Consider the following 22,274-nt stretch of genomic DNA (forward strand, 5'->3'; position numbering starts at 1 on the left):
TCCTCATAGTTCGGAATGACACAATACTCAAAGTGATCATCGTATGTTCGCAGATGACGTAAATAACGCGCATATTTTTTCTGCTCCCAGTGACTCAATTTAATCGGCTTGATGAGCCATCACCTCTTTTCCATATTCCTATTTCTGTAAATACCCACTTTTTTGGTTCCCTCCCACAGAATTCAAAGAAAAGACGAGCATACGATTGTATACTCGTCTTGAATCTATTAATTGTGAACCATGTCCTTTTCCTCTAAACCGAGCGTGACCGCCGTCGATTCGTGAATCGTCTTGAATAAATCCGGATGTTCCGACAGCTTCAAGCCATACGACGGGACCATCTCTTTGATTTTCGGTTCCCACTCCGGTAAGTATTGCGGGAAGCACTGCTCGAGCACTTTCAACATGACGTGCACGGCCGTCGATGCACCTGGAGAAGCACCGAGAAGTGCCGCGACCGACCCATCTTCAGAACTGACGACTTCCGTTCCGAATTGAAGTGTTCCTTTTCCTTGCGGTGTATCTTTGATGACCTGCACACGTTGCCCCGCCACGACGATTTCCCAATCTTCATTCTTGGCATTCGGGATGAATTCACGGAGTTCATCCATCCGTTTGTCGTGAGACAAGAGTACCTGCTCGATCAAATACTTCGTAAGTGGCATCTCTTTCGCCCCAGCGGCAAGCATCGTGATGACGTTGTTCGGCTTGACCGAACGAATCAAATCCAAGTTCGATCCTGTTTTTAAGAATTTCGGCGTGAAGCCGGCGAACGGTCCAAACAGCAACTCTTTGCGTCCATCGATAAAGCGGGTGTCGAGGTGAGGGACCGACATCGGTGGTGCCCCGACCTTCGCCTTCCCATACACTTTGGCATGATGTTGCTCGATGACCTCACGATTTTTGCAAACGAGGAAGAGGCCGCTGACCGGGAACCCACCGATTTGTTTCGATTCCGGAATCCCTGTCTTTTGTAAGAGCGGCAAACTGCCACCACCGCCTCCGATAAAGAGAAACGGTGCCGTATGCGTCTCAATCGTATTCCGAGACATGTCTTTCACTTTCACTTCCCAATGACCGTTCTCGAGGCGCTTCACGTCCTCGACGCTATGACCGTAGTTGAGCTCGACCCCGTTCGATGTGAGATGGTCAAACAACATACGTGTCAATGCGCCAAAGTTCACGTCTGTCCCTGAGTCGATTTTCGTCGCGGCAATCGGTTCATCCGGTGTCCGTCCGTCCATGATGAGCGGGATCCATTCCTGTAATTGACTCGGGTCGTCTGATAAGACCATCCCTTCAAATAACGGATTCGTTGTGAGCGCTTCCAAACGGCGTTTCAAAAAGTCGACGTTCTTCTCCCCTTGGACCATGCTCATATGTGGGATTGAACGAATAAAGGCTCCTGGATTCTCAATCAGTCCCTGCTTGACGAGATGCGCCCAAAACTGGCGCGAGATTTGGAACTGCTCGTTGACGTTGACCGCTTTGGAGATGTCAATCGTCCCGTCTGCGTTCTCTGTTGTATAGTTTAATTCGCAAAGTGCGGCATGTCCCGTACCCGCGTTATTCCATTCGTTTGAACTTTCTTCCCCTGCTGCATCGAGCTTTTCGAACACTTTGATGTTCCACTCCGGTACGAGCTCTTTAAAGAGTGAACCGAGCGTTGCGCTCATAATCCCTGCCCCAATCAAAATGACGTCTGTTCTCGTTTGCGTACTGCTCATGAAAACCCCATCCTTATCCCCTGAATTTTTTGTCATACGATTGAAGAATCCCCATTCCTCAATCGTATATTTTATAATCGTTATACCGATTATAACTCTTTTGTGATGAATGATAAGGGTTATGTATGATTTTTTGTGCTGAAACTTTTTATGAAAATGGGATGATCCCATCAAATGAAGGAGGTGTTCTTTTGAGACGTGGTTTACGTTTTACAATACCCAATCAATATGGGCAATTTCTACAAGCAATCTTAAGTCCAATCCCTCTTGATCGATACCAATGGAAAGTGGTTGATGAGGAATCGTACATTGTGAAAGATGGGCAACTGGATTGCCTATTGTTTTCGGATTCAACCGTAATCGATGGTCGTCAATTCGCTGAACTGCTCACGCAACATGAACATTATTTGATTTTCGTTGATATCAAGGCGTTCCAACCGAATATGTCCTCGGAAATCGTAACGTATGAAGACTTTTTACATAGTACGTGTGAATTCGCTCTATTGGTGATCGACAGTCAAGACGTCACAATCTACTGTAAAGACCAAAAGATGCTCAATTCCCTTTACGAGAATGCTTCTTTGCATGGATTCGAGGAGATCACCTACATCACAAGTCATAATGACTCGATGACACGCTTGTCTTGCTGGTAACTAGATGTTTTGAAAAGGAGAATCCATATGCCCACACTCTATTTGATTCGCCACTGCTCAGCTGCGGGCCAAGAACCTGACGCACCGCTCACAGAAGACGGTCACGCCCAGTCTTTATGGCTTCGCGATTTCTTTTCTGAACTCACAATCGACCGGATCATCTCAAGCGATTATACCCGTGCAGTCGCTTCGGTCACGCCACTCGCCGATGCTCATCACCTCTCGATTGAACGTGAACCGTTACTGAGAGAACGCATCCTATCTCACGAACCGCTCGAAGACTGGCTGACCCCATTACGTCAGTCGTTCAGCGACCCGACGTTCAAGTTGCCTGGTGCCGAATCGGCTGAGGAGGCGACGCAGCGCATCCTACAAGTCGTCGAGCACGCCAAAGCTCCGCATGCTTCGACCCTATTAGTGACACACGGCAATCTGCTCGCACTCTTATTGCAACATCTTGACCCGCAATATGACTTTGAGACATGGCGTAAGATGCGTAACCCAGATGTCTATCGTCTCGATTATCATGACAGCACACCGGTCATCGAGCATATTTGGCCAAACAAATAAGCCGTCTCGCGATGAGACGGCTTTTCTTACTTCTCTACAAAAAACATCGAGATGGCACCGAGTCCGACATGCGTTCCGACCGAGACCCCCATCTGCATGAGGTAAATCTCGCCGGCAAAATCGGTTTCGGTTTCGAGCTTCGCTTTTAAGTTCTCCGCAATCCGTTGGTCCGATGTGTACCCGATGATCACGAAATTCGTGATGTCCGGGTTGACGCGTTTCACGAACTCGTCCGTATAATGCTTCAGCACTTTACGGGTGCCTCGTTCCTTGGCAACAATGGCACCTTTCCCGTTCTTCATACTCATGATGGGTTTTACCATCAGTAGTTTTCCGATAATGGCACTCGCGTTTGAGAGCCGTCCGCTCTTGATCAAATGGTCGAGGTCATCTACGGATAAGAAGTGTTTTACTTTTGTCTTGTACGTCTCATTGAAATCAACGAGCTCTTCGAACGTCGAACCGGCTTCACGCATCTGTGCGCTCTTCAGCAACAGCCAGCCGCTACCGTGACTCATCGAACGAGAGTCGACGACATAGATTTTGACAGGTGAGTCAGGATGCGCTTCTTCAAAGTACTCTTTTCCGATGACCGCCGATTGATACGAGCCGCTCGTGCCGCTCGACATACAGATACATAAAATCTCCTCATGGCCGGCAGCGACCGCATCTTCCATCAATTTCAAGAACGTCGCCGGGCTCGGCATCGCCGTCGTCGGGAATTCCGGGAGCGCTTCCAACATTCCGTAAAAATCATCCGGCTGGATATCCACCCGGTCCTGGTAAGACATATTGTTCATGGTGATGATCAACGGCGCGACCCCGATGTTGTACCGTTCAAGCACTTCATCCGATAAGTCACACGTTGAATCTGCTAATAATTTAATCATGCATTCCTCCAAAACTTTCTCCATAAGTGACGGGAATCATCCTATAACTTCGTCGATTCCGACGTCACGATAGGACCTCTTCTAGTGTAGCAGATTTGGAGGGGGAGATGTTTTTTACTGGGGGTGATGTGCGACTTGTTTTTCATGTTGCAGGAGCCATTCTTTTCGCCAAAGTCCACCGGCATAGCCCGTCAATTTCCCAGTCGATCCGATGACGCGATGACAAGGTACGACGATGCTCAGTTTGTTGCGTCCGTTCGTTGCTCCGACTGCGCGAACAGCCGTAGGTCGCTTCACGCGTTCGGCAAGTTCGCGGTAAGAAGCCGTCTCCGCATACGGGATGGTTTGTAACGCATCCCACACGTCATGCTGAAACGTTGTCCCGATTTGCTCAGTCGGGAACGTGAACGTCATACGCTCGCCATGAAAGTAGGCGTTTAGTTCATCCCGGCACTGTCGCAATACATTTGGTACATCTTGCTCCATACTTCGTTTGCTTTCCCGTTCGACGAATAAGATCGATTGAACGACCTGCTCCGTCCCGATGATTTCTAGGACGCCAATCGGTGTCCCCACGTCTAATTTATACGTTCCCATATAATGACCTCCACAGATAGAATGTCGCGTATCCTTCCCAACCTTGCCACGATTCACCGTAACGCTTCACTTCTTCAATCGTTGGTTTCTTCGCTGTCCCTAACTGATGCTGAATCGCTTGATGCAATCCGACATCCGCAATCGGAAAGGCTGATGCGTCCTGAAAACACTTCATCAACACATAGTCTGCCGTCCATGCTCCGACACCTCTTATCGCGAGTAACCGTTGACGGATATCAGCTGAAGAGTGTGATTGTAAAGCCGTTTTTGACAGGTCTCCATTCGTTATTTCCCGTGCAATATCAATGACATACTCTGCTTTCCTGCGACTGAATTGAAGCTCACGTAATTCTTCCGGTTCGAGCAAGGCGATTCGTTCCGCCCACGGGAACGTCCAGTACGCTCTTCCTTCGACGACTCGATGGTCTCCATATCGTTCAACAAAGCGTCGTTTGATCGTATACGCAAACGACAAGGTGATCTGTTGCCCGATGATGGCCCAAACGAGTGCTTCGAACAAATCTGGAAAGCCAATCATCCGTAATCCGCGATGTGCTTCAATCAAAGGAGCCAGCAATTCATCCTCTTCACCCATCGCTTCAAACGGCGCTAAATCACGATCAAGGTCTAACCAGTCTCGTACCTCACGTGCGACACGTTCTTTTTCTGTCTCTGATACTTCATCGAAAGGGAACCGTACATGAATGTGATTCCCCTCTTCTCGAAGCTCGATCAGGATGAGCCGTTCCCCGATTCGCATCAACTTTCGAACCGTGTCAGGTGTGGTCACATGGAGCACTTCTTGTTCTGACCGACTTAAAAAGACGAGACACTCTTGAAAATCAAACGGCTGCTGAACAGCAAGTAGCATCTCTGTCATAGGTCCTCTCCTTTTCGATACATGTTCGGTGTACAGCCTTTTACTTGTCGGAACACACGGTAAAAGTTCGATGGTGTTTGAAACCCGACCTCATAGCAGACCGTCAGATTACTCATGTCGGTCGTTCGCAATAAATAAGCCGCCTTGTCGATTCGAATCCGTTCAAGTAGTTGCCTCGGAGTCTCTCCTGTCGCCTGGGTGAATGTCCGCTCCAAATGAAAGGGACTCAGTTGGGCGTGTTCGGCAATCTGTTCAAGGCGAATGGGTTGTTTATAATGGTTTACGAGATACGCCGTCACTTGTTGAACGAGCGCACGGTGTGGGGCGTGTTCGACTTCTGGCTGACATCGCTTGCACGGTCGAAATCCATTTGTCTCCGCTTCTTCTCTCGTTACGTAAAAATCAACGTTCTCTTTCTTCGGTTTGCGGGATCGGCACGATGGTCGACAATAGATCCCTGTCGTTTTTACGGCTGTATAGAACAATCCGTCATAAGTTGCATCGCAGGCGAGCACTTTCGCCCACTTTTCGTCAAACGTCAACATCTCCACACCCCTTTCTTCTCTCACTGTAGCAAATCTAAAATTAACATTTCGTCCTCTTTCTTGCGCTTACAATCCCCTCTTTTTGAAACGTTTTACAGATTTCAATCGTATCCTATAGTACGATTTAGACAGAAGCTGCTGTCAGTCCTATGGCAGATAAGGAGAAGATCGCAATGCGTACTCGTTTTTCATGGAAACAATTAAAATGGCTCATTCCTATAGCGTTAATCGGCTTGATTTTGATTCAGAGCGGACAAGAGTTGAAAGACCTCTCGCTCGCGACCGCCTTCACGACACTGAAACAACTGACCGGTTGGGAACAGTTCACACTCATCCTACTCGGTGGGATCGCTGTCTTGACGATGACGGGCTATGACTATTTCCTGCTACGCTCTTTACATATCGAGCTACCGAAACGAAAAATCGTTCAAACAGCGTGGATCACGAACTCGATGAACGGGATGCTCGGCTTCGGCGGCGTGATCGGGATCGCGCTTCGTACCTCCCTCTACCGTCCCTATACGGATACGAAACGCCTACTCCGTGCCATCGGCTGGATGACCCCGACACTCATCAGTGGTCTGTCCATTCTTTCCATCGGTGTGCTCCTCGGGATTTTCCCGGCTGGCGGGCTTATCGGTACGAAACCATGGATTTGGCCGGTGCTACTCGCCGTGAGTGCGATGCTCCCATTTTATTTGTTCGTCACATCACGCCGATCAAATGTCGGGTGGTCCACTCTGCTCGGGTACACGATGACCTCGATCGCAGAATGGGTCACCGCAGGATTCGTCGCCATTTATGCCTTGACGTTACTAGACGGGTCGGCCTCGTTCGTGCAACTCTTCGGGGTATTCATCGTCGCGACGGTCGTCGGTGTCGTCTCCCTCGTCCCTGGGGGTGCCGGAACGTTTGACTTACTGTATCTCGTTGGGATGACTCAACTTGGGATTCATCAAGACATCGTTTTGTCTTCACTAATCATCTATCGATTCGTTTATTTTGTCGTTCCCTTTTTAATTGGACTTTTTCTCGCAGCCATCGCATTCGGAGATCAGGTCGTCAAACAAATCGAGTATCGGCCAATCATCGGGTCTTCTTATGAGATTGGGACCGTCGTCTGGCGCGTCGTTTCGCGGACGCTTGCGAAGATTGGACGCTTGACTGGAAGTCTCATCGCACTCATGAGCAGTCTGTTGATTTGGTTCCAGACGCTTCTCCCGAGCGTGACGCCGCTCTATGAAGTGAATCGCTGGTTTGAATGGATTGGGACCCTTTTCTTATTGAGTGCCGGACTTCTCATGTTTTTATCCGTCTATGGCATGTATGTTCGGACAAAACGAACACTCTGGTTACTCAACACTGCCTTCATCTTGGCGACCATCGGAGTCATCGCTCGTGGGTTAAACCTGTTTGAGACCTTCGTCGTCATCGGGTTTGCGATGTTCGTCTGGTTGACACGTAAACGACACGTCCGATACCGTTCGATTTTAACGACAGGACGTCTCATCCGAAGCTTGATTTACGTCCTGCTCTATGTCGGCACCCACGCCCTCTTATTGCAGTCATTCGCAGGTACAGACAACTTATTCTTCACATCGCATCAAGCCGGTTGGTTGACGACGTTCGTCTTATTGTTAACTTCAATCGTAGCAAGTGTACTCCTGCTCTTGTTCGATCGTTGGAAACGTCCGGCGCTTGGAGAGGCCTATGATGAACATCGCATCCGACAGTTCCAAGCAACACAGCCCACATCGAGCAGTTTTGACTTGGCCCATATGGCAGATAAGCGTTTTTACATGAATGAGGCCGGAGATGCGTGTCTGTTGTTTGCGACTTCTCGGCACCATGCCATCGTCCTTGGTGATATCCAAGGCGAGAAGCAGGCTGCGACTTCTCTTTTGACGCGATTCATTGAAGATGCGGATCGAATCGGGTATATTTCTTTATTTTATCAAATTACACCGAATTGGATGCCTCGCCTTCATGATGCCGGGTTCACGTTCTTCAAATTAGGGGAAGAGGCAACGATTGACGTCTCGGCCTTCTCCTTATCCGGGAAGAAGCGTGCAAATATGCGCTCTCTCTACAATCAGTTTGAGAAGAAGGGAATCACGTTCGACATCGTCTGTGAACCAAGCCTCTTGCTGTTACAAGAGTTAAAAGACATCTCAGACGAATGGATCGGGAATCGAAATGAGAAAGGCTTCTCTCTCGGATTCTTTGACTATGAAACGTTGACACGTTATCCGATTGCCTTGTTGCGAGATGCGGACGGTGTCGTCGTGGCTTTCATTTCGCTACTCCGGGGAGACGGGGCCATCTCCATCGATTTGATGCGTTCGAAAAATGATGCGCCGACCGGATCGATTGAAGTATTGATCCTTCACATCATCGAATGGGCTCGCGCAGAAGGCTATGACCATGTCGGACTCGGCGTGGCACCACTTGCCGCGGTCGGAGAGCAGACGTTCTCCCATTGGCCGGAGCGCGTCGCCGCCGACATTTTTGAAAACATCAGTTACATCTATCCGTTCAGTGGCTTACGACAGTTCAAACAGAAGTTCAAACCGTCGTGGGAAGGACGCTATCTTGCGTTCCGCCAGCGTCGTAAATTGTTGCCATCAATTTTACGGACAGCACGATTGATCAGTCGAAAACGCTAAAAAAAGGAATTTCTCACGATGAGAAATTCCTTTTTTCAGACTCATGTCGATGCTTCACGCAGTTCCCAATTTGAAAATGTCACGTCAAACCCTGTCGCATTTTCATCCGGACTACTGGCATATGGACCGATGCGTAACGTCGACACATCGTGAAGGTGAGCGATGCGAAGCTGTTCACGCATACCGTCACCATATTCAAAGAAAATCTCCACATCTCCATCTGTATACACGATTTCAAACGTCAACGGATTGCGAACCATGTCATTTGAAAAATCACGTGTCGACCAATCCGAATAGCCAAACGAGGTGACGACTGCGCCAAGATGGGACGGTCCGTCCGGAATGTACTCGACAGACGTCTTGATCCAATGGTCATCATTCACATATAAGACGATCCCGGCCTGATCATATGTATGGCTCGGTTCCATCTGGATTGTCGCCCGACATGTGAATCGTTTGGTTTTGACGTCTGTTAGTCGTGCATGCGCCGTCATGCGGTTAAATCCGTAATGTGTATTTCGCCAAAAGTCTGTGTCTGGCAGCGTGCGAAAAGTGAGCGGTTCAAATCCGTTCACGCTATTCGGTTCATTTATCCACTTGTACGTATGCATGACGATCAATTCCTCCCCATTGACCTCGCATGGCAAACAGTAACGGTATCATCGGTGTGTGATACGGTATGAATTCATGCTGTTGAATCATCTGCAGAATCGTCGCCTCATCCGCCCACTTCACGGCTTGCACTTCAGATTCTTGAAGCGTCAGCTCGTTCAAATCCACTTCCATTTCGACCAAATAGATATCGTCAAATCCTTCGTCAAAATTGACTGTCAGATGCGGTCGTGTCTGAGATAGATCAAGCTTGAGCCCTATCTCCTCTTCGAGCTCCCGCATCGCCGCTTGCTGGCTCGTATCTCCTACCGTGGCACTTCCACCGACTGTAATATCCCACATGTTGGCCCAACCGTCCTTGAACGGTTGGCGCTGTTGAATCAACATCTCGCCCTTCTCGTTAAAGATACATACGTGGATGACAAGATGGTATTCCCCTTTCGGCAAACGACTTCCCCGTTGCCACGTACGACCGGTCTTTTCTCGGTCGACCGTATAAACGTCCCAAAATTCCATTCGATACTCCCCTTTAGGTTGCTGCGCTAGATGCCGCTGCTTGATCTGCTTTCGCGCAATCGATCGCTACGACGATAGAGATGAGCAAATGCTCCATTTCCGGTTCTTCGACACGAATCTCGTAACTATCGCCCCATGAGAACCATTTCTTTTGTACACTTCCAATCGAATGTCCGTTCTTCGTCACATCAAAATCCATGTCCCACCAGTCCCCTTGGACATCAATCCCGGCTGCATCGATGGAATATTTCGGTTTGAGGAATGAAAACTCTTTCGAGATGGTCATCATATCTGTGCCGTCCATTTCCACAAAAAATTTCGGCAAGAAGCTGAACGTCTTTTTCGTAATCGTTGTGACCGTCTGACCGTTCGTGTCTTTGATTTCAAATGATTTTGGAAACTTCATAAAGCTACCTTCGATGAAATATTTGTCATGTCCGTCCGCATCCTTGATGGTGAAGCGCCCGCGTAGACTGAACACTTTTTGTTTCATGTAGAGCGTGTGCATGATGATCCCTCCGATTTGTTGTAGTCCTTTACTTACGAGTCCAATCCAGAAATCGATTCACTTATCGCAACGCAGTCTCTTTTGAAACGATGTCGAGCACTTCCGACAAGTGATTCACGATATAATCCGCTTCTTTCAATTCTGCTTCTTGCGCAAAATCAAAACGACAGCCAATCGAAATGAGTCCGTTCGCTCGTGCAGCCGAGATATCCGATAATCTGTCTCCGACTACGAAGCCATCCTGTAGTTCATACTTATTCACGATTTCAGCCACTAAATCAGCTTTATCCAACGTATCGATTTGCTGAATACTGTATGTTGCTGTGATCCAACGGTCCAATTCATAGTGCGTGACGATGGCCTGTAAATAGTCCACCAAGCCATTGCTCGCAATGAAGATTGGGTGATTCAGCTGATTCAATCGTTCAAATAGTTCGAACACCCCTGCATATAATGCACCATTCCCGTTTTGAATGTTTTTGATGAGTCGTGTTAAGAAATAGGCATCGACCTCTTCTCTAGTTTGCTCATCGCATTGCGGGAGCAATGTGTTCCAAACAACAGGCAACGGTACCCCCATGATGTTCCGATATTGATCAATCGGTGTCGGGCCTATCCATTTTTCTTCACTTCGTAAATAGTCGAACGTTTCATCGAGTGCTAACTCTAAAATCAAATCTGTCCGAAATAATGTTCCATCCATATCAAAAATCACTGCGTGTTTCATCCGCTTCCCCCTTCATGGCTTGTCTGTCTATCATACGACTCTTTCTGTAAGTTCGGCTCATTGTTTCATACTTCTTATTGCTCGAGTAAGATGTTCGTAATGATATTAGAACGTCAAAACATACAAACAAACGAGGTGAAACATTGATGTGTCATCAAATTTCCATCGAGATTGATCTTGATTCATTAACGTACTCCGGTCAAATTATTGGTGAAATCAACTTTGTCATTGATACATACGATTATTTCCCGGGAGTCGATTGGTCTGATTTCGTTGCTGTTATATTAAAATGGTGGATCGATAACTGTCGCGCGATTTTACACGCTCCACTTAAATCTATTCATTCGTTTCCATTTATGGATGGTCCCCTTTCTATATCAGCAAAAAAAATATCTTTGTCTGAACTCGAATTATCATTTATGAAAGATGGTCAAATGAAGACGGAAATCGGTATCGTTTCAATTGAAGAACTGAAAGTTGCTCTTATTAAAGCAACACGACAGTTTATCAATGCAGTAAATCGATTGGGCTGGGAAAATGAAGACGTAGATGTACTAAAACATACAATCAAATCACTAGAAATGTATTAACAATTAAAAGACTACGCAGGAATTCCGCGTAGTCTTAGCATATCCACTTACTTATTTGATTTTCCCTTTATTCTTCAACAAGTTGAAGATTCGTTTCGCCTGATCGGTGTTATCACTCATGCCGACGAACTTCTCTTGTTGTGGTCCGAACGCATATACCGGCACGTCGTCACCCGTATGACCGTCCGTCGTCCAGCCCGTTCCCGAACGCTGATCGAAGATTTTCTCGATGGCATTGTCGATTTTCGTGACGTCATTCGTCTCAGCCGCTTTCTTCACAGAAGTAATTTCTTCAGACGTCAATTCCAAATCAATGTTCTCACGTAAGACAGCTTCTACGTCCGCTCCAGCTTCGATTTCTTTCGCCATGAAGTCCGGTGTGCGTTTCGCTGCTTGAATCGGTGTCGGATCCCAGTTATAGTTCCCGTCCGCCCCGATTGAAATGCCGCCAGTCGAGTGATCCGCCGTCACAACGACTAACGTTTCACCGTTTTCTTTGGCGAAGTCACGAACGACCTCAAACGCTTGCTCAAAATCCTTCATCTCGCTCATTGCGCCGACGACATCGTTGTCATGTCCGGCCCAGTCGATTTGACTTCCTTCTACCATGAGGAAGAATCCATCCTTGTCCCCTTTCAGTCGATCGAGAGCGGACGTCGTCATGTCCGCGAGGCTCGGTTGTTTCTTGTCACGGTCGATCATCTTGTCCAATCCGACTTCCGCGAATAGACCGAGTACCTGTTTGTTATCGTCCTGCTTCATCTCTTCTGCTGACGTGACGTAACTGTAGCCGTCTTTTTGGAACTGCTTGGCGATATTCCGGTCTGAGCGTTCGAAGAACTTCGTTCCGCCCCCGAGCATGACGTCGACTTTGTGTTCCCCATCAATCAAATCATCATAGTAATCATTGGCGATCGCATTCTCACTCTTACGTTGCTCCTCGTGCGCGCCGTAAGATGCCGGTGTCGCATGCGTGATTTCTGACGTCGCGACAAGTCCTGTCGACATACCGTTCTCTTTCGCTTGTTCGAGTACCGTTTTCACGTCTGTCTTGTCATTATCAACGGCAATCGCGTTGTTATATGTCTTCACACCCGAACTCATCGCCGTTGCGGCCGCCGCCGAGTCGGTCACGTTCTCCGCATCGTCTTCAGGATACGTCGACTGCATGCCCACCAAATGTGGATCGAAGGCAGTCGGCTCCATCTCCACCGTCTCTGCATCATCGTTCATGTAACGAAGTGCTGTCGTATACGGCACGCCCATCCCGTCCCCGATCATAAAGATGATGTTTTTCGCCTTATGATTCTTTGAATCCTTTGCTGCTTCTGCTTCGTTTTGTTGTTGAACACCAACGATTCCCCCGAGCGCAAGCGTCGACACGACTGCGAGTGGAACGAACTTCTTCATTGTCTTTTTCATCTGTAAACCCTCCCGAATATGTTCTACTTCTGTAGCCTAACGAACTTTTGTAAAGATACATTTTCAGAATGAATACAGCCCTGTATGGTTTTTGTAAATGCCGCCATTTCAACAACATAAAAAGCCTGACTCTCTCGTCAGGCCCGTAACGCTGTATGAACAAAAGTATGCAATGCCTCTTGGCTCGTGATGTGTTCGTTGCACGTCTTACTGTCGACACATATATATGTGCCGATGGCTTTGTAATAGTCCGGATTTTTCGCTTGTTTCGCTTTCGTGATCGTAACGCAGTACGTCACATCCGTGAACTGATTACAAAAGGCACATATATTTTTCTTCGTATTCGTACTCGGTTTACATGCAATGCCAATCAATTGACCTTCGTATTGGCAAATTATCAACTTTTGATTGGAACGTCCATCGTTCCAACCTAGATACGTGAGTCGTCCAAAATCAACATCGGATAACTCCGGTAAACGAAGCTTCTTTTGTTTCGGGAACAAACTCTTCAGTTGCTCGGCAGAAATAACGGGAAATGGTTGAACCCATTCTCGTAATCGTTGCATATATTCGTCGAACGCTTCGTTCGTCTGTAGCGTTGTGAACTGTAACAGCTTTAGTTGTTCAGTCGTTGCCTCAGGGAATGCATACATCACTTTCGATTGTGCCAAGTCGATGACTGCTCGCAAGACAGAAGGCGGCAGGCTTTGCATTCGACTCTCTTTGACGAGCATCACTTGTTCTTTGATGAGATTATATTGTTCGTTTTGAATAAATGGATCTGACATTTTGTCGCCCCCTTCCTTCATTCTCAGTTTACAGGAAACAATGCTTCCTTACTGTGTACACTTTGATTAAGAAATATAGTCGACCTAAAAAGGCACGACTAGCGAACTAGTCGTACCTCCTTCATGTCGACCGGTATACAATCTTTCGAATCGTGTGCGTCGCCAAATGATAGGACATGGCCAGATTTTCGATTCGCTCTCCGTTCCGAAACGCTGCGCGTATGGCTTCGTTTCGTTCCTCAAGTAATTGTTTTCCACCGTTGACCGTCCCCCATTTCCGTTTCGTGTCAGTCGGGGTCGGCACATATAACGTTTCACCTTGTACGTATTGTTGCACCTCTTGCAACAATCGTTCTGGCAGGATATGTTGCGCATTGACGTACTTCATCATACCTCGCTCCTTATTGAATGAATCCAATCCGATAAGGGAGCAAAGCCAAGTGGTTTACGTTAAAATCAAGCGATCAAGGTATTCGTTTCGCCCCATGCAAGTGATCGCCTTTCGTCCAAATGGCTTTGCATGAGTGCGTGAAGACCTAGAAAATCGAAGCCGATTTTCCACGGGTATGCGCCTCCTTTACGATGTGTCGTTCTTTTGATTATACAGTATTCAATGAATCGGCAAAAGGGCGGCTCAGCCGTTCTTCATACTGAATTCATCTGCGAGCTTGAAGGACACGTCCTTCACTTCTAATCCACTTAACGCGAAATAGAGCTGGAGATAATTATGCTGGTTCAAGAAGAAGACCTGCTTCGTCTGCGTCACCCATTCTCCGTCCGTCCCATTAAACGTGAACGTCGCACCCGGGATATTGTTCGCAAATAATGTCACCGGCATCTGTGCCAACTCTCCCGCGTTCGAACGGGCAGTCAACGTGATGTCATACGTCCCCGTTTGGTCGACCGAGATAGCGAAGACGTGTGTGTTTCCAGTCGAGGTATCGATTCCTGACAAATCCACATGTTCCCCGTTTTCGAGATGTTGGTAATCCAACTCAAATGTATCCTGTTGATTCATCTCATCCTCAAAGCCGAGCACCTCGACTGAACCGTCATGAATCCCGAGAAGACGCTCCATCGCCGGTGATTTCAAGATGAACGTACAAATATTGCGCGCGCTCCGCAACAACTCGCCCCGTGTGACAATCCCTTCTTCGAGTGATGCCATCGTGTTATCCTCGAACGAGTTTAGGTCCGGGCGGTCGACGACCATATACAAGTCGTTTTGCGAACGAACCATCGCCGCTGTGTTTTGACGATTGGCCGACTCATCCTCACGGAAGTTCACTTTTGCCCACCAGTCTGTCATGACGATGCCTTCAAAGCCCCACTCATCACGTAAGATACGCGTATTTTGATCGTATAGACCAGCCGTCCAGATCCCGTTGACCGCGCCGTATGTCGTCATGATGGACGATGCGCGTCCTTCTTTCACGGCCATCTCGAACCCTTTCAAATAAATCTCGCGTAACGCCCGCTCCGAGACGACCGAGTCGATATCGTGACGATGCGCTTCTTGGTTATTGGCGCTGAAGTGTTTGAGCGTTCCCGTCACCCCGACACGATGCATGCCGTTCAATTGAGCGACCGCCATCTTCCCAGTCAAATGCGGATCTTCCGAGAAATACTCGAAGTTTCGACCATTCAACGGGTTACGGTGAATGTTCATTCCTGGTCCGAGCAACGTGTCGACGCGGTTTTTTCGCATCTCAAGCCCAGTCATCTCAAACAAGTCTTCGACGAGATCGACGTTGAACGTGGAAGCCAAAAGCGTCCCGTTCGGAAGTGCGAACGCCTTCGTCCCGATATCCATGCGAATGCCTGACGGACCGTCGGCACAACACGCCGCTGGAATCTCAAGCTCGTTCAATCGGTCGGACACACCACCGAACGCCGCTGCCGTCCCCGGCGTGACACGCGGTGAGTTCATCCCTTGTCCGCGAACGATTGTCGCCAAATCCTCATCTGTCAATTGATCTAAGAATGTGTCAAGTGACGCCTTTCCATGATACACATCGCTCAATTTGATACCTTGGTCACCCGTGAACACTCTAGTCTCAGGGCGTTCTTCCAAATAACGTGTCTCGACGTCAACGGCGCGAAGCGGCGTCGCCTCGTAGCCCACTTCAAATCCCTGTTCACCTTGAATTGGTTTCATCCGTTCGAACGGGAGGACAGGCGCCATATTTTCGCTTAACGTCTCGAGGACACGTTGCTCCTGCTGCTCGACTTCGAAAGCGAGTGTAGCCGAACGCACATCCGTTCCGGCATATAAGCGATATGTCCCTGTTTCTAGAACGAAGCTCGATTCATGACCCGTCAAGCCAGAGTCGTCGTAGCTCGCAAAGTCAGTCATGTGGACGTTGAACGAAAGCGTTTGTTGTTCACCCGGTTCAAGAAGCAAGGTTTTCTCGAACGCCACCAATGACCGGAGCGGATTCCCAAGCTTCCCTTGCGGTTTCTCGACGTAGAGTTGGACGACTTCTTTCCCGTCACACTCACCCGTGTTCGTCACTTCCACCTCAACCGTTAAAACGCCATCTACCTCTGCCGTACGCTTCACTTCCGTATTGAACGTCGTGTAAGACAGTCCGAATCCGAACGGGTATAAAACGTCATCTTTCGCGAACGTCTCGAAGTAGCGGTAACCGACATAGATATCTTCCTGATAAATTCCTTTATCCGCGTGACCGAAGTTCTTCGTCGACGGATAATCCTCGATGGATCGGGCAATCGTATCCGTCAGTTTCCCGGAAGGACTCACGTCTCCGACGAGCACGTCGACGAGTCCTTTTCCACCTTCCATCCCACCTTGCCATGCATAGAGGATGGCACTCGGCTCCTTCGCCCACTTCATGTCGATGATGTTCCCAACGTTCAACACGACGACCGTCTTGTCGAAGCGTTTCGTCACGCGCTCGATCATCGCGTGTTCGATATCCGTCAATAAGTAACTACCCGGATCGGCCGTGTTGTCACGGTCTTCTCCTGCCGTACGTCCAATCATGATGAGGGCGACATCCGATTCTTGTGCCGCCTGTTCGACGAGCTCGTCCGTTACGTCCATCTCTTGTTGCGACCACGGTTCACCGGCCCAACCGACACCTTGGTCGAACGGATTCTCCTTCACCCATTCCTCATACGTCGTATAGAGCGATTCATTGATGTGAATGTCTGGGCGCTCGCGTAGTGCCTCAAGCGGTGTCGTGACGTGCCCGACGTTCACCATCCCACCGGATCCCGTACCGCTCTTATAGTAATGGAACTGGCTACGACCAAATACGGCTAGCTTCGTTTCAGGCTGTAACGGAAGGGTCTTCTGTTCGTTTTTAACTGATACGACGCCTTCCGCGACCGCTTGACGTGCCAATTCCTCATAACGCGTCCAATCCAATGTATACTGTTTCATTTCGTCAGCTCCTTTAGTCCTTTTGCGATTTCATTCATACAATCGTCTGCCTGTGGATAGTCTCCCAACTTGTCCATGAAGGCATGGTCCATCCCACGATATTGAATGAGGCGTGTCGGGACACCCGCTCGTGCCAGTTTCCGCGCATACGCCTCCCCTTCGAGTCGTAAGTAATCGTACTCGGCCGTCACAATCAAAGTCGGTGGTAAACTCGAGAGATCGTCTGCGAATAATGGAGATACGAGGGGATGCGTGACATCCACCTCCCCTTGAAGATAGAGGTCATTTAATAGCGAATCCGTGTCGGCGAGGGCGAGCACGACACCTCGAATCAGATCGTGATGGTGTGAGATATCGTACGCATCGAGCGCCCATTTAAAATCATCTGTCGGAATCGATCCCAGATTGACGACAGGATAGACGAGTGCTTGATAACAAATGCGCCCCTCCCCTCGTTCTTGTTCCATCAGACAGCAAGCCGTCGCCAAATTTCCTCCGGCACTGTCTCCGGCGACGCCGATTCGGTCTTTCAGGATGTTCAACTCATTCGCATGTGCGTGTACCCATTCAAAGGCGCGGTAACAGTCATTCAATCCGGCCGGGAACGGATGCTCCGGGGCAAGACGATAATCGACGGAGATGACGACCGCGTTCGCCCGTTCCGAAAGCAATTTACAAGGATTCTCGACCGTATCAAGCGTTCCGCCGAAGAAACCGCCACCATGGAAGAAGAGGATGGCTGGGATGGCTTCAGTATGATGCGGACGATACAGACGAACCGGGATGTCACCATCCTCACTAGGAATCATGAGATACTCGGTTTTGATATCAGTCGTCGTCTGATCCCGGTTCGGCCACCCCATGCTGGCACGTGCCACCTCGAGGTCAAATGCTGTATCCGGTTCATCGTGTGAAGAATGATTTGCGGTCAACGTCGCAAAGACACGTGGGTCAAGGTCGCCGGTACGGTCTGAATCCGGTATGGGCTTGATGATGGTTTCGAGGTGGTTCGAAACGACAACATGATTTGTAGACTTTAGTGATTCCATCCATTGTGCGTAGAGACTCATTTCACTTCACTCCTTCGTAAAAACAATCAATCAAAAAAGGAATTTGCTTCACCTGGTAGAATACGGTACTAATCTTTAAAAAAGGAGAATCTATATGTATAGCGCAGAAACTCGGGATAGACATTTGACTCAATTTATTCAAGAGTTACAAAACAACGTTAATGTAGAGGGCGTGGTTCAGCTAGGTTCTGGTGTGAATGGATACCAAGATATTTACTCGGATATCGATTTGATGGTTGCTAGTTCCCTACACGTTAGCTCAACTGATGTAAAAGAAGAACTGGCTACATATTTTTCAACACTTGATCACATCATAGTAAAAGAGAAAAAATTCTCGTCTGATATTTTTCTGCTCATCGTTATTCTTAAAAACGGGCTTGAGTTCAATGTTTCGATTGTCCCTTTGGAAAAGTTAACGGTTCGCTCTCCTTTATGGCGAGTCATATTAGACAAAGATGATAGAGTTTTAGCAAAAATGACAAAAGAGGATGAGCTTTTTCAAAATCAAGAAACGCCTTACCGATTCCATATAGATCCCTCATTTGAATTTTTCTATCTGAGTCACGCACTAGAAAAAGAACTAAAACGAAACAACTTCATTTATGCGCTCAATATGCTTGAAGAGTTAAGGTCCCTGACACTCCTCGTGCAGACATTGAAAGAAGAAAAGAAAGCTCATCAATTTAAGGCATACCATACGTTGCAATCTTTATTTGTTCAGAGTTATCTAGATACGTTCCCTCATACAATCGATATCACGAGCATCCGAGCATCACGCGAAAAAATTCAGATACTGTTTCTTCAGTCTATGCAAGATCACCCACAATTCTTAAAAGATGAAACACTACTCTATTCATTCACCTTGTAAAAATGAATATTGACCTTCGAACGACTTCTGACTCGCTTTCATGTATAATGAGGGGTATTGCAAATAGACATTGAAATTTTCTGAAGCAGAAGTTTTCACGAAAGAATGAGGTTACCCATGAACAAACAACAATTTACTGATTATCGCCTGAGCGACGAGATCACGCGCGCGCTAGGCATTATGAAATACGAATCACCGACTGAAGTACAACAGCAGGTCATCCCGCGCGCGCTCGAGCGCGAAGACTTGATCGTCAAAGCACAGACCGGAAGCGGAAAGACAGCTGCTTTCGGAATTCCGGTCATCGAGCTCATCGACTGGGTCGAAAACAAACCCCAAGTGCTCGTTTTGACACCGACACGCGAACTCGCTGTCCAAGTACGGGAAGACATGACGAACATCGGACGTTTCAAACGAATCAAAGCGACTGCCGTCTACGGGAAAGAACCGTTTTCGAAACAACGTGAAGAGTTGAAACAAAAGACACATATTGTCGTCGGTACGCCAGGTCGCGTCATGGACCATATCGAGCGTGAGACCCTCTCACTCGACCGCGTCGAATACTTGATCATCGATGAAGCGGACGAGATGCTCAATCGAGGTTTCCTCGCCGACGTTGAGAAGATTCTGCAACAGTTGCCGAAAGACCGCGTCACAATGGTCTTCTCAGCGACATTCCCACAAGATATCGAACGTCTCTGCCAGAAGCATATGAATGCTCCGGCACGTGTCGCGATCGAATCGACCGGCATGACCGCTTCGACAATCGAGCACCGTCTCCTCCCGATTCACCGGAACGAGAAACTGGCTGTGCTTCAAGACATCACGGTCGTCGAGAACCCGGATAGCTGTATGATTTTCTGTCGTACGAAAGAGAACGTCGATACGGTGTACGCCGAACTCGACAAAGCCGGTTACTCGGCTGAACGCCTTCACGGCGGACTCGAACAAGAGGACCGTTTCGCCGTCATGAACGGATTCAAGATGGGTAACTTCCGCTACCTCGTGGCGACAGACGTCGCAGCACGTGGAATCGATGTCGACAACGTCGAACTCGTCATCAACTATGACGTTCCTGTCGAAAAGGAAAGTTACGTGCACCGGACAGGTCGTACCGGACGCGCCGGCAAACAAGGAACGGCAATCACGCTCATGACCCGTCAGGAAGAACGTCTCATCGGAGCTATCGAATCATACGTTCAATTCGAGATTCCGATGATCGATGCGCCGACAGAAGCGGAAGTTGCAGCTAACCAAGATGCCTTTGAGCAGAAGTTGAGCGGACGACGCGTCGTTCGAAACAACAAGACAGCTCGTATTAACCAGGACATCATGAAGCTTCACTTCAGTGGCGGGAAGAAGAAAAAACTTCGCGCCGTCGACTTCGTCGGAACGATCGCCAAAATCCCTGGCGTATCCGCTGACGACATCGGAATCATCACAATCAATGATCAGATGACGTACGTCGATATTCTGAACGGAAAAGGTTCAATCGTCCTTCAAGCGATGGAGACGACGCCGGTCAAAGGGAAGAAATTAAAAGTAAGCAAAGCGCGTAAATAATACAACTCTAGCCTCAAAGATGATATTCGTCTTTGAGGTTTTTTGTTGTTCCATAAATTCCGAAAGCGCTTTCGATAAACACTAAAAAAATATAGTTTTTAGAAAACGTTTTCACCTGAATCATACCTGTATCAAAGTTTAAATTCAACCTTCCTCACTTGATTGTCAAAAAAGAGCCCAAGGTTTACATCTTGGACTCTTAGCTTGAACGTTCACTTATGAACACTGCAACATGCTCGATTAGTCTAACGACTCTTCCGAGATGAGTTTGAACCCTTCAATCTCCGTCTCCTCTTCCACTTCAATCAACAAGCACGGTTTCCCCTTATAGTTCACTTGCTTCACGTATTTCAAGTCTTGTGGACTGACGGAAATATTGGCCACTTTCGTATTGATTTTAATCGACTTTGACGTATACTTCGGAACGACACTCGTCGCTTTCATCTCATATTTCGTATCGTCGACGACTTGCTTGAACGCCTGCTCGACTTTCTCCGTCGTCACATCTTCCACACCACTCGCCCGTAAGACGACCTCGACGGCACGGGAGTCGAGCATCGCTACTCTCTCTTCTTCCTGTTCGTTCTCTTCTTCGGCGACAATGATTTGATTGATCTCATCATAAACGGTCGCGAGAGTCCGGGAATTGACTTCTTCTCCGATGACCGCTTTGACCACTTCTTCGAAGACCGCCTTCTCTTCCACTGCCGTGACAATCTCCGAACCGTTCAACACGTTCTCAATGAACGTCATATCCGGTTGATGCGCTTTGTTTGCCGAATAAAGCACATGGTTCACATCGGCCGCGTTGTCCGTGAAGCACGGGAATAAGAATCCGCCGATCGGCGCCTCGAGTTTGATGATCGGATTCACAATCAAGCTGGCTTTGAACTCCCGCTCGACGAAGTCAAAGACGAGTGATTTTTTCGGAAGCTCTGTCGGGCTGATGCTGCCGAGGATGAACTTCGTCGTATACACCTCATCGTTCGCGTGAATCTCAGACTCTTCCGAGTACCGGTTCGTCGGCTTATTATAATTCCCCCGGATGAACGTCACGACCATATCCTTCTCAAACGGCGTGTCTTTCACCATCTTCAACGCGATGCGTTGCATATAGTCCGTCCAGACGTCGGTCTCTTCCGTACGAAGTCCTTCATACAGCAAGCCTTGCGTATGGTCGACTTGACCTTCCTCAGGATATTGGAACTTCACTTCGAACAGTTTTTCATCAAGTTTTCCACCGAGCACTTTTTTGAAGTTCGTCAAAAACAGCTCCTGCTGCTCTTCTTCTAAGAATGGGAACGGACGCAACTCTTCGTAATAAATCTCATTCGTTTCCTGTCGGATGTAAATCGTATATAAGTCAGCAATCTTTAGCTTTGTCGCATTTACTTTAAACTGTCGGCGAATCGCCGCAATCTCTTTCTTGTTCATTCCATCCACCTCTTCTTTTCTCTCCATCCATGTCACCCATTATACCAGTCCTGATCGCTCACTAGTTCCAAAGAAATAACACCGGATTGTCCATTAATGCTAGAGAAGGATTTGCGATAGTCTTTCTAATCATTTTGCAGATTTTCACACTTTTTCAAAATCGTCCTGTGTATGATCAAGTTGAATTTATCGCGTGATGTTTGTCTCACTAGTTGTTTGATGAAAGGTTGCCCACTTGC

The 22,274-nt window shown here is 48.0% G+C and carries 21 protein-coding genes; 6 read left to right on the plus strand and 15 right to left on the minus strand.

Going from position 1 to position 22,274, the window contains the following annotated elements:
• Positions 1–227: 227 nt before the first annotated feature.
• Complete coding sequence (locus KNO70_RS12595) at positions 228–1,727, minus strand: malate:quinone oxidoreductase (protein ID WP_214689009.1); 1,500 nt, start codon at positions 1,725–1,727, stop codon at positions 228–230.
• A gap of 191 nt (positions 1,728–1,918) precedes the next feature.
• Here KNO70_RS12595 and KNO70_RS12600 point away from each other — a divergent pair, with 191 nt between their 5' ends.
• Positions 1,919–2,380: a DUF2691 family protein gene (locus KNO70_RS12600; RefSeq protein ID WP_214812669.1), complete on the plus strand. Its 462-nt coding sequence runs from the start codon at positions 1,919–1,921 to the stop codon at positions 2,378–2,380.
• A gap of 27 nt (positions 2,381–2,407) precedes the next feature.
• The gene (locus tag KNO70_RS12605) at positions 2,408–2,950 is read left to right on the plus strand and encodes a histidine phosphatase family protein (RefSeq protein ID WP_047795747.1); all 543 of its coding nucleotides are present in this window, start codon (positions 2,408–2,410) and stop codon (positions 2,948–2,950) included.
• A gap of 26 nt (positions 2,951–2,976) precedes the next feature.
• Here the strand turns inward: KNO70_RS12605 and KNO70_RS12610 are convergent, their stop codons facing one another.
• The 4 genes from KNO70_RS12610 to KNO70_RS12625 form a co-directional block, all read right to left on the minus strand.
• The gene (locus KNO70_RS12610; RefSeq protein WP_214684946.1) at positions 2,977–3,840 is read right to left on the minus strand and encodes a DegV family protein; all 864 of its coding nucleotides are present in this window, start codon (positions 3,838–3,840) and stop codon (positions 2,977–2,979) included.
• A 114-nt stretch (positions 3,841–3,954) separates the two neighbouring features.
• Complete coding sequence (locus KNO70_RS12615; RefSeq protein WP_214812670.1) at positions 3,955–4,437, minus strand: methylated-DNA--[protein]-cysteine S-methyltransferase; 483 nt, start codon at positions 4,435–4,437, stop codon at positions 3,955–3,957.
• Positions 4,424–5,317, minus strand: coding sequence for a DNA-3-methyladenine glycosylase family protein (locus tag KNO70_RS12620; RefSeq protein ID WP_214684942.1), 894 nt, complete (start codon positions 5,315–5,317; stop codon positions 4,424–4,426). The genes KNO70_RS12615 and KNO70_RS12620 overlap by 14 nt, the downstream gene beginning before the upstream one ends.
• Positions 5,314–5,862, minus strand: a complete 549-nt coding sequence (locus tag KNO70_RS12625; protein WP_031424154.1) for a bifunctional transcriptional activator/DNA repair enzyme AdaA — start codon at positions 5,860–5,862, stop codon at positions 5,314–5,316. The genes KNO70_RS12620 and KNO70_RS12625 overlap by 4 nt, the downstream gene beginning before the upstream one ends.
• A gap of 173 nt (positions 5,863–6,035) precedes the next feature.
• Here KNO70_RS12625 and mprF point away from each other — a divergent pair, with 173 nt between their 5' ends.
• On the plus strand, positions 6,036–8,528 hold the full coding sequence (mprF, locus tag KNO70_RS12630; protein WP_214812671.1) for a bifunctional lysylphosphatidylglycerol flippase/synthetase MprF: 2,493 nt from the start codon (positions 6,036–6,038) through the stop codon (positions 8,526–8,528).
• A gap of 41 nt (positions 8,529–8,569) precedes the next feature.
• Here the strand turns inward: mprF and KNO70_RS12635 are convergent, their stop codons facing one another.
• The 4 genes from KNO70_RS12635 to KNO70_RS12650 form a co-directional block, all read right to left on the minus strand.
• Entirely contained in the window at positions 8,570–9,139 is a 570-nt protein-coding gene (locus KNO70_RS12635; RefSeq protein ID WP_214812672.1) for a DUF1349 domain-containing protein, read from the minus strand.
• Entirely contained in the window at positions 9,114–9,656 is a 543-nt protein-coding gene (locus KNO70_RS12640) for an NUDIX hydrolase (protein ID WP_214684936.1), read from the minus strand. Before KNO70_RS12640 ends, KNO70_RS12635 begins: the two co-directional genes overlap by 26 nt.
• Before the next feature lie 13 nt (positions 9,657–9,669).
• Positions 9,670–10,164 carry an LURP-one-related/scramblase family protein gene (locus tag KNO70_RS12645; protein ID WP_214812673.1) on the minus strand — a complete coding sequence of 165 codons (495 nt, stop codon included), beginning with the start codon at positions 10,162–10,164 and terminating at the stop codon, positions 9,670–9,672.
• A gap of 61 nt (positions 10,165–10,225) precedes the next feature.
• Positions 10,226–10,891, minus strand: a complete 666-nt coding sequence (locus tag KNO70_RS12650) for an HAD hydrolase-like protein (RefSeq protein WP_214812674.1) — start codon at positions 10,889–10,891, stop codon at positions 10,226–10,228.
• 146 nt (positions 10,892–11,037) lie between these two features.
• Here KNO70_RS12650 and KNO70_RS12655 point away from each other — a divergent pair, with 146 nt between their 5' ends.
• Complete coding sequence (locus KNO70_RS12655; RefSeq protein ID WP_251030120.1) at positions 11,038–11,481, plus strand: hypothetical protein; 444 nt, start codon at positions 11,038–11,040, stop codon at positions 11,479–11,481.
• 51 nt (positions 11,482–11,532) lie between these two features.
• Here the strand turns inward: KNO70_RS12655 and KNO70_RS12660 are convergent, their stop codons facing one another.
• The 5 genes from KNO70_RS12660 to KNO70_RS12680 form a co-directional block, all read right to left on the minus strand.
• Complete coding sequence (locus tag KNO70_RS12660) at positions 11,533–12,903, minus strand: alkaline phosphatase (RefSeq protein WP_214812676.1); 1,371 nt, start codon at positions 12,901–12,903, stop codon at positions 11,533–11,535.
• A gap of 137 nt (positions 12,904–13,040) precedes the next feature.
• A complete protein-coding gene (locus KNO70_RS12665; protein WP_214812677.1) occupies positions 13,041–13,691 on the minus strand; it encodes a FusB/FusC family EF-G-binding protein in 651 nt (216 codons plus the stop codon).
• A gap of 121 nt (positions 13,692–13,812) precedes the next feature.
• Positions 13,813–14,079 (minus strand): CD3324 family protein, encoded by a 267-nt coding sequence (locus KNO70_RS12670; RefSeq protein ID WP_078145985.1) that lies wholly within the window; start codon positions 14,077–14,079, stop codon positions 13,813–13,815.
• Between the two features lie 246 nt (positions 14,080–14,325).
• Entirely contained in the window at positions 14,326–17,100 is a 2,775-nt protein-coding gene (locus tag KNO70_RS12675) for a glycoside hydrolase family 3 protein (protein WP_214812678.1), read from the minus strand.
• Positions 17,097–18,170, minus strand: coding sequence for an alpha/beta hydrolase (locus KNO70_RS12680; protein ID WP_214684929.1), 1,074 nt, complete (start codon positions 18,168–18,170; stop codon positions 17,097–17,099). The genes KNO70_RS12675 and KNO70_RS12680 overlap by 4 nt, the downstream gene beginning before the upstream one ends.
• Before the next feature lie 94 nt (positions 18,171–18,264).
• Between KNO70_RS12680 and KNO70_RS12685 the strand changes: the two genes are divergently transcribed.
• Both KNO70_RS12685 and KNO70_RS12690 read left to right on the plus strand, forming a co-directional pair.
• Positions 18,265–19,038 carry an aminoglycoside 6-adenylyltransferase gene (locus KNO70_RS12685; RefSeq protein ID WP_214684928.1) on the plus strand — a complete coding sequence of 258 codons (774 nt, stop codon included), beginning with the start codon at positions 18,265–18,267 and terminating at the stop codon, positions 19,036–19,038.
• Between the two features lie 117 nt (positions 19,039–19,155).
• Positions 19,156–20,601, plus strand: a complete 1,446-nt coding sequence (locus KNO70_RS12690; protein WP_214812679.1) for a DEAD/DEAH box helicase — start codon at positions 19,156–19,158, stop codon at positions 20,599–20,601.
• Positions 20,602–20,841: 240 nt separating this feature from the next.
• Here KNO70_RS12690 and KNO70_RS12695 read toward each other — a convergent pair whose 3' ends face one another.
• The gene (locus KNO70_RS12695) at positions 20,842–22,035 is read right to left on the minus strand and encodes a DUF4317 domain-containing protein (protein ID WP_078147878.1); all 1,194 of its coding nucleotides are present in this window, start codon (positions 22,033–22,035) and stop codon (positions 20,842–20,844) included.
• Between the last annotated feature and the right edge of the window lie 239 nt (positions 22,036–22,274).

This window comes from Exiguobacterium sp. s181, from assembly GCF_018617125.1.
In the GTDB taxonomy this organism is placed as follows: domain Bacteria; phylum Bacillota; class Bacilli; order Exiguobacteriales; family Exiguobacteriaceae; genus Exiguobacterium; species Exiguobacterium profundum.

Coding starts and splice junctions, on each gene's coding strand:
- KNO70_RS12595 (WP_214689009.1), bottom strand. CDS start 1,727: ATGAGCAGTACGCAAACGAGAACAGACGTCATTTTGATTGGGGCAGGG.
- KNO70_RS12605 (WP_047795747.1), top strand. CDS start 2,408: ATGCCCACACTCTATTTGATTCGCCACTGCTCAGCTGCGGGCCAAGAA.
- KNO70_RS12610 (WP_214684946.1), bottom strand. CDS start 3,840: ATGATTAAATTATTAGCAGATTCAACGTGTGACTTATCGGATGAAGTG.
- KNO70_RS12615 (WP_214812670.1), bottom strand. CDS start 4,437: ATGGGAACGTATAAATTAGACGTGGGGACACCGATTGGCGTCCTAGAA.
- KNO70_RS12620 (WP_214684942.1), bottom strand. CDS start 5,317: ATGACAGAGATGCTACTTGCTGTTCAGCAGCCGTTTGATTTTCAAGAG.
- KNO70_RS12625 (WP_031424154.1), bottom strand. CDS start 5,862: ATGTTGACGTTTGACGAAAAGTGGGCGAAAGTGCTCGCCTGCGATGCA.
- mprF (WP_214812671.1), top strand. CDS start 6,036: ATGCGTACTCGTTTTTCATGGAAACAATTAAAATGGCTCATTCCTATA.
- KNO70_RS12635 (WP_214812672.1), bottom strand. CDS start 9,139: ATGCATACGTACAAGTGGATAAATGAACCGAATAGCGTGAACGGATTT.
- KNO70_RS12640 (WP_214684936.1), bottom strand. CDS start 9,656: ATGGAATTTTGGGACGTTTATACGGTCGACCGAGAAAAGACCGGTCGT.
- KNO70_RS12645 (WP_214812673.1), bottom strand. CDS start 10,164: ATGCACACGCTCTACATGAAACAAAAAGTGTTCAGTCTACGCGGGCGC.
- KNO70_RS12650 (WP_214812674.1), bottom strand. CDS start 10,891: ATGAAACACGCAGTGATTTTTGATATGGATGGAACATTATTTCGGACA.
- KNO70_RS12655 (WP_251030120.1), top strand. CDS start 11,038: ATGTGTCATCAAATTTCCATCGAGATTGATCTTGATTCATTAACGTAC.
- KNO70_RS12660 (WP_214812676.1), bottom strand. CDS start 12,903: ATGAAAAAGACAATGAAGAAGTTCGTTCCACTCGCAGTCGTGTCGACG.
- KNO70_RS12665 (WP_214812677.1), bottom strand. CDS start 13,691: ATGTCAGATCCATTTATTCAAAACGAACAATATAATCTCATCAAAGAA.
- KNO70_RS12670 (WP_078145985.1), bottom strand. CDS start 14,079: ATGAAGTACGTCAATGCGCAACATATCCTGCCAGAACGATTGTTGCAA.
- KNO70_RS12675 (WP_214812678.1), bottom strand. CDS start 17,100: ATGAAACAGTATACATTGGATTGGACGCGTTATGAGGAATTGGCACGT.
- KNO70_RS12680 (WP_214684929.1), bottom strand. CDS start 18,170: ATGAGTCTCTACGCACAATGGATGGAATCACTAAAGTCTACAAATCAT.
- KNO70_RS12685 (WP_214684928.1), top strand. CDS start 18,265: ATGTATAGCGCAGAAACTCGGGATAGACATTTGACTCAATTTATTCAA.
- KNO70_RS12690 (WP_214812679.1), top strand. CDS start 19,156: ATGAACAAACAACAATTTACTGATTATCGCCTGAGCGACGAGATCACG.
- KNO70_RS12695 (WP_078147878.1), bottom strand. CDS start 22,035: ATGAACAAGAAAGAGATTGCGGCGATTCGCCGACAGTTTAAAGTAAAT.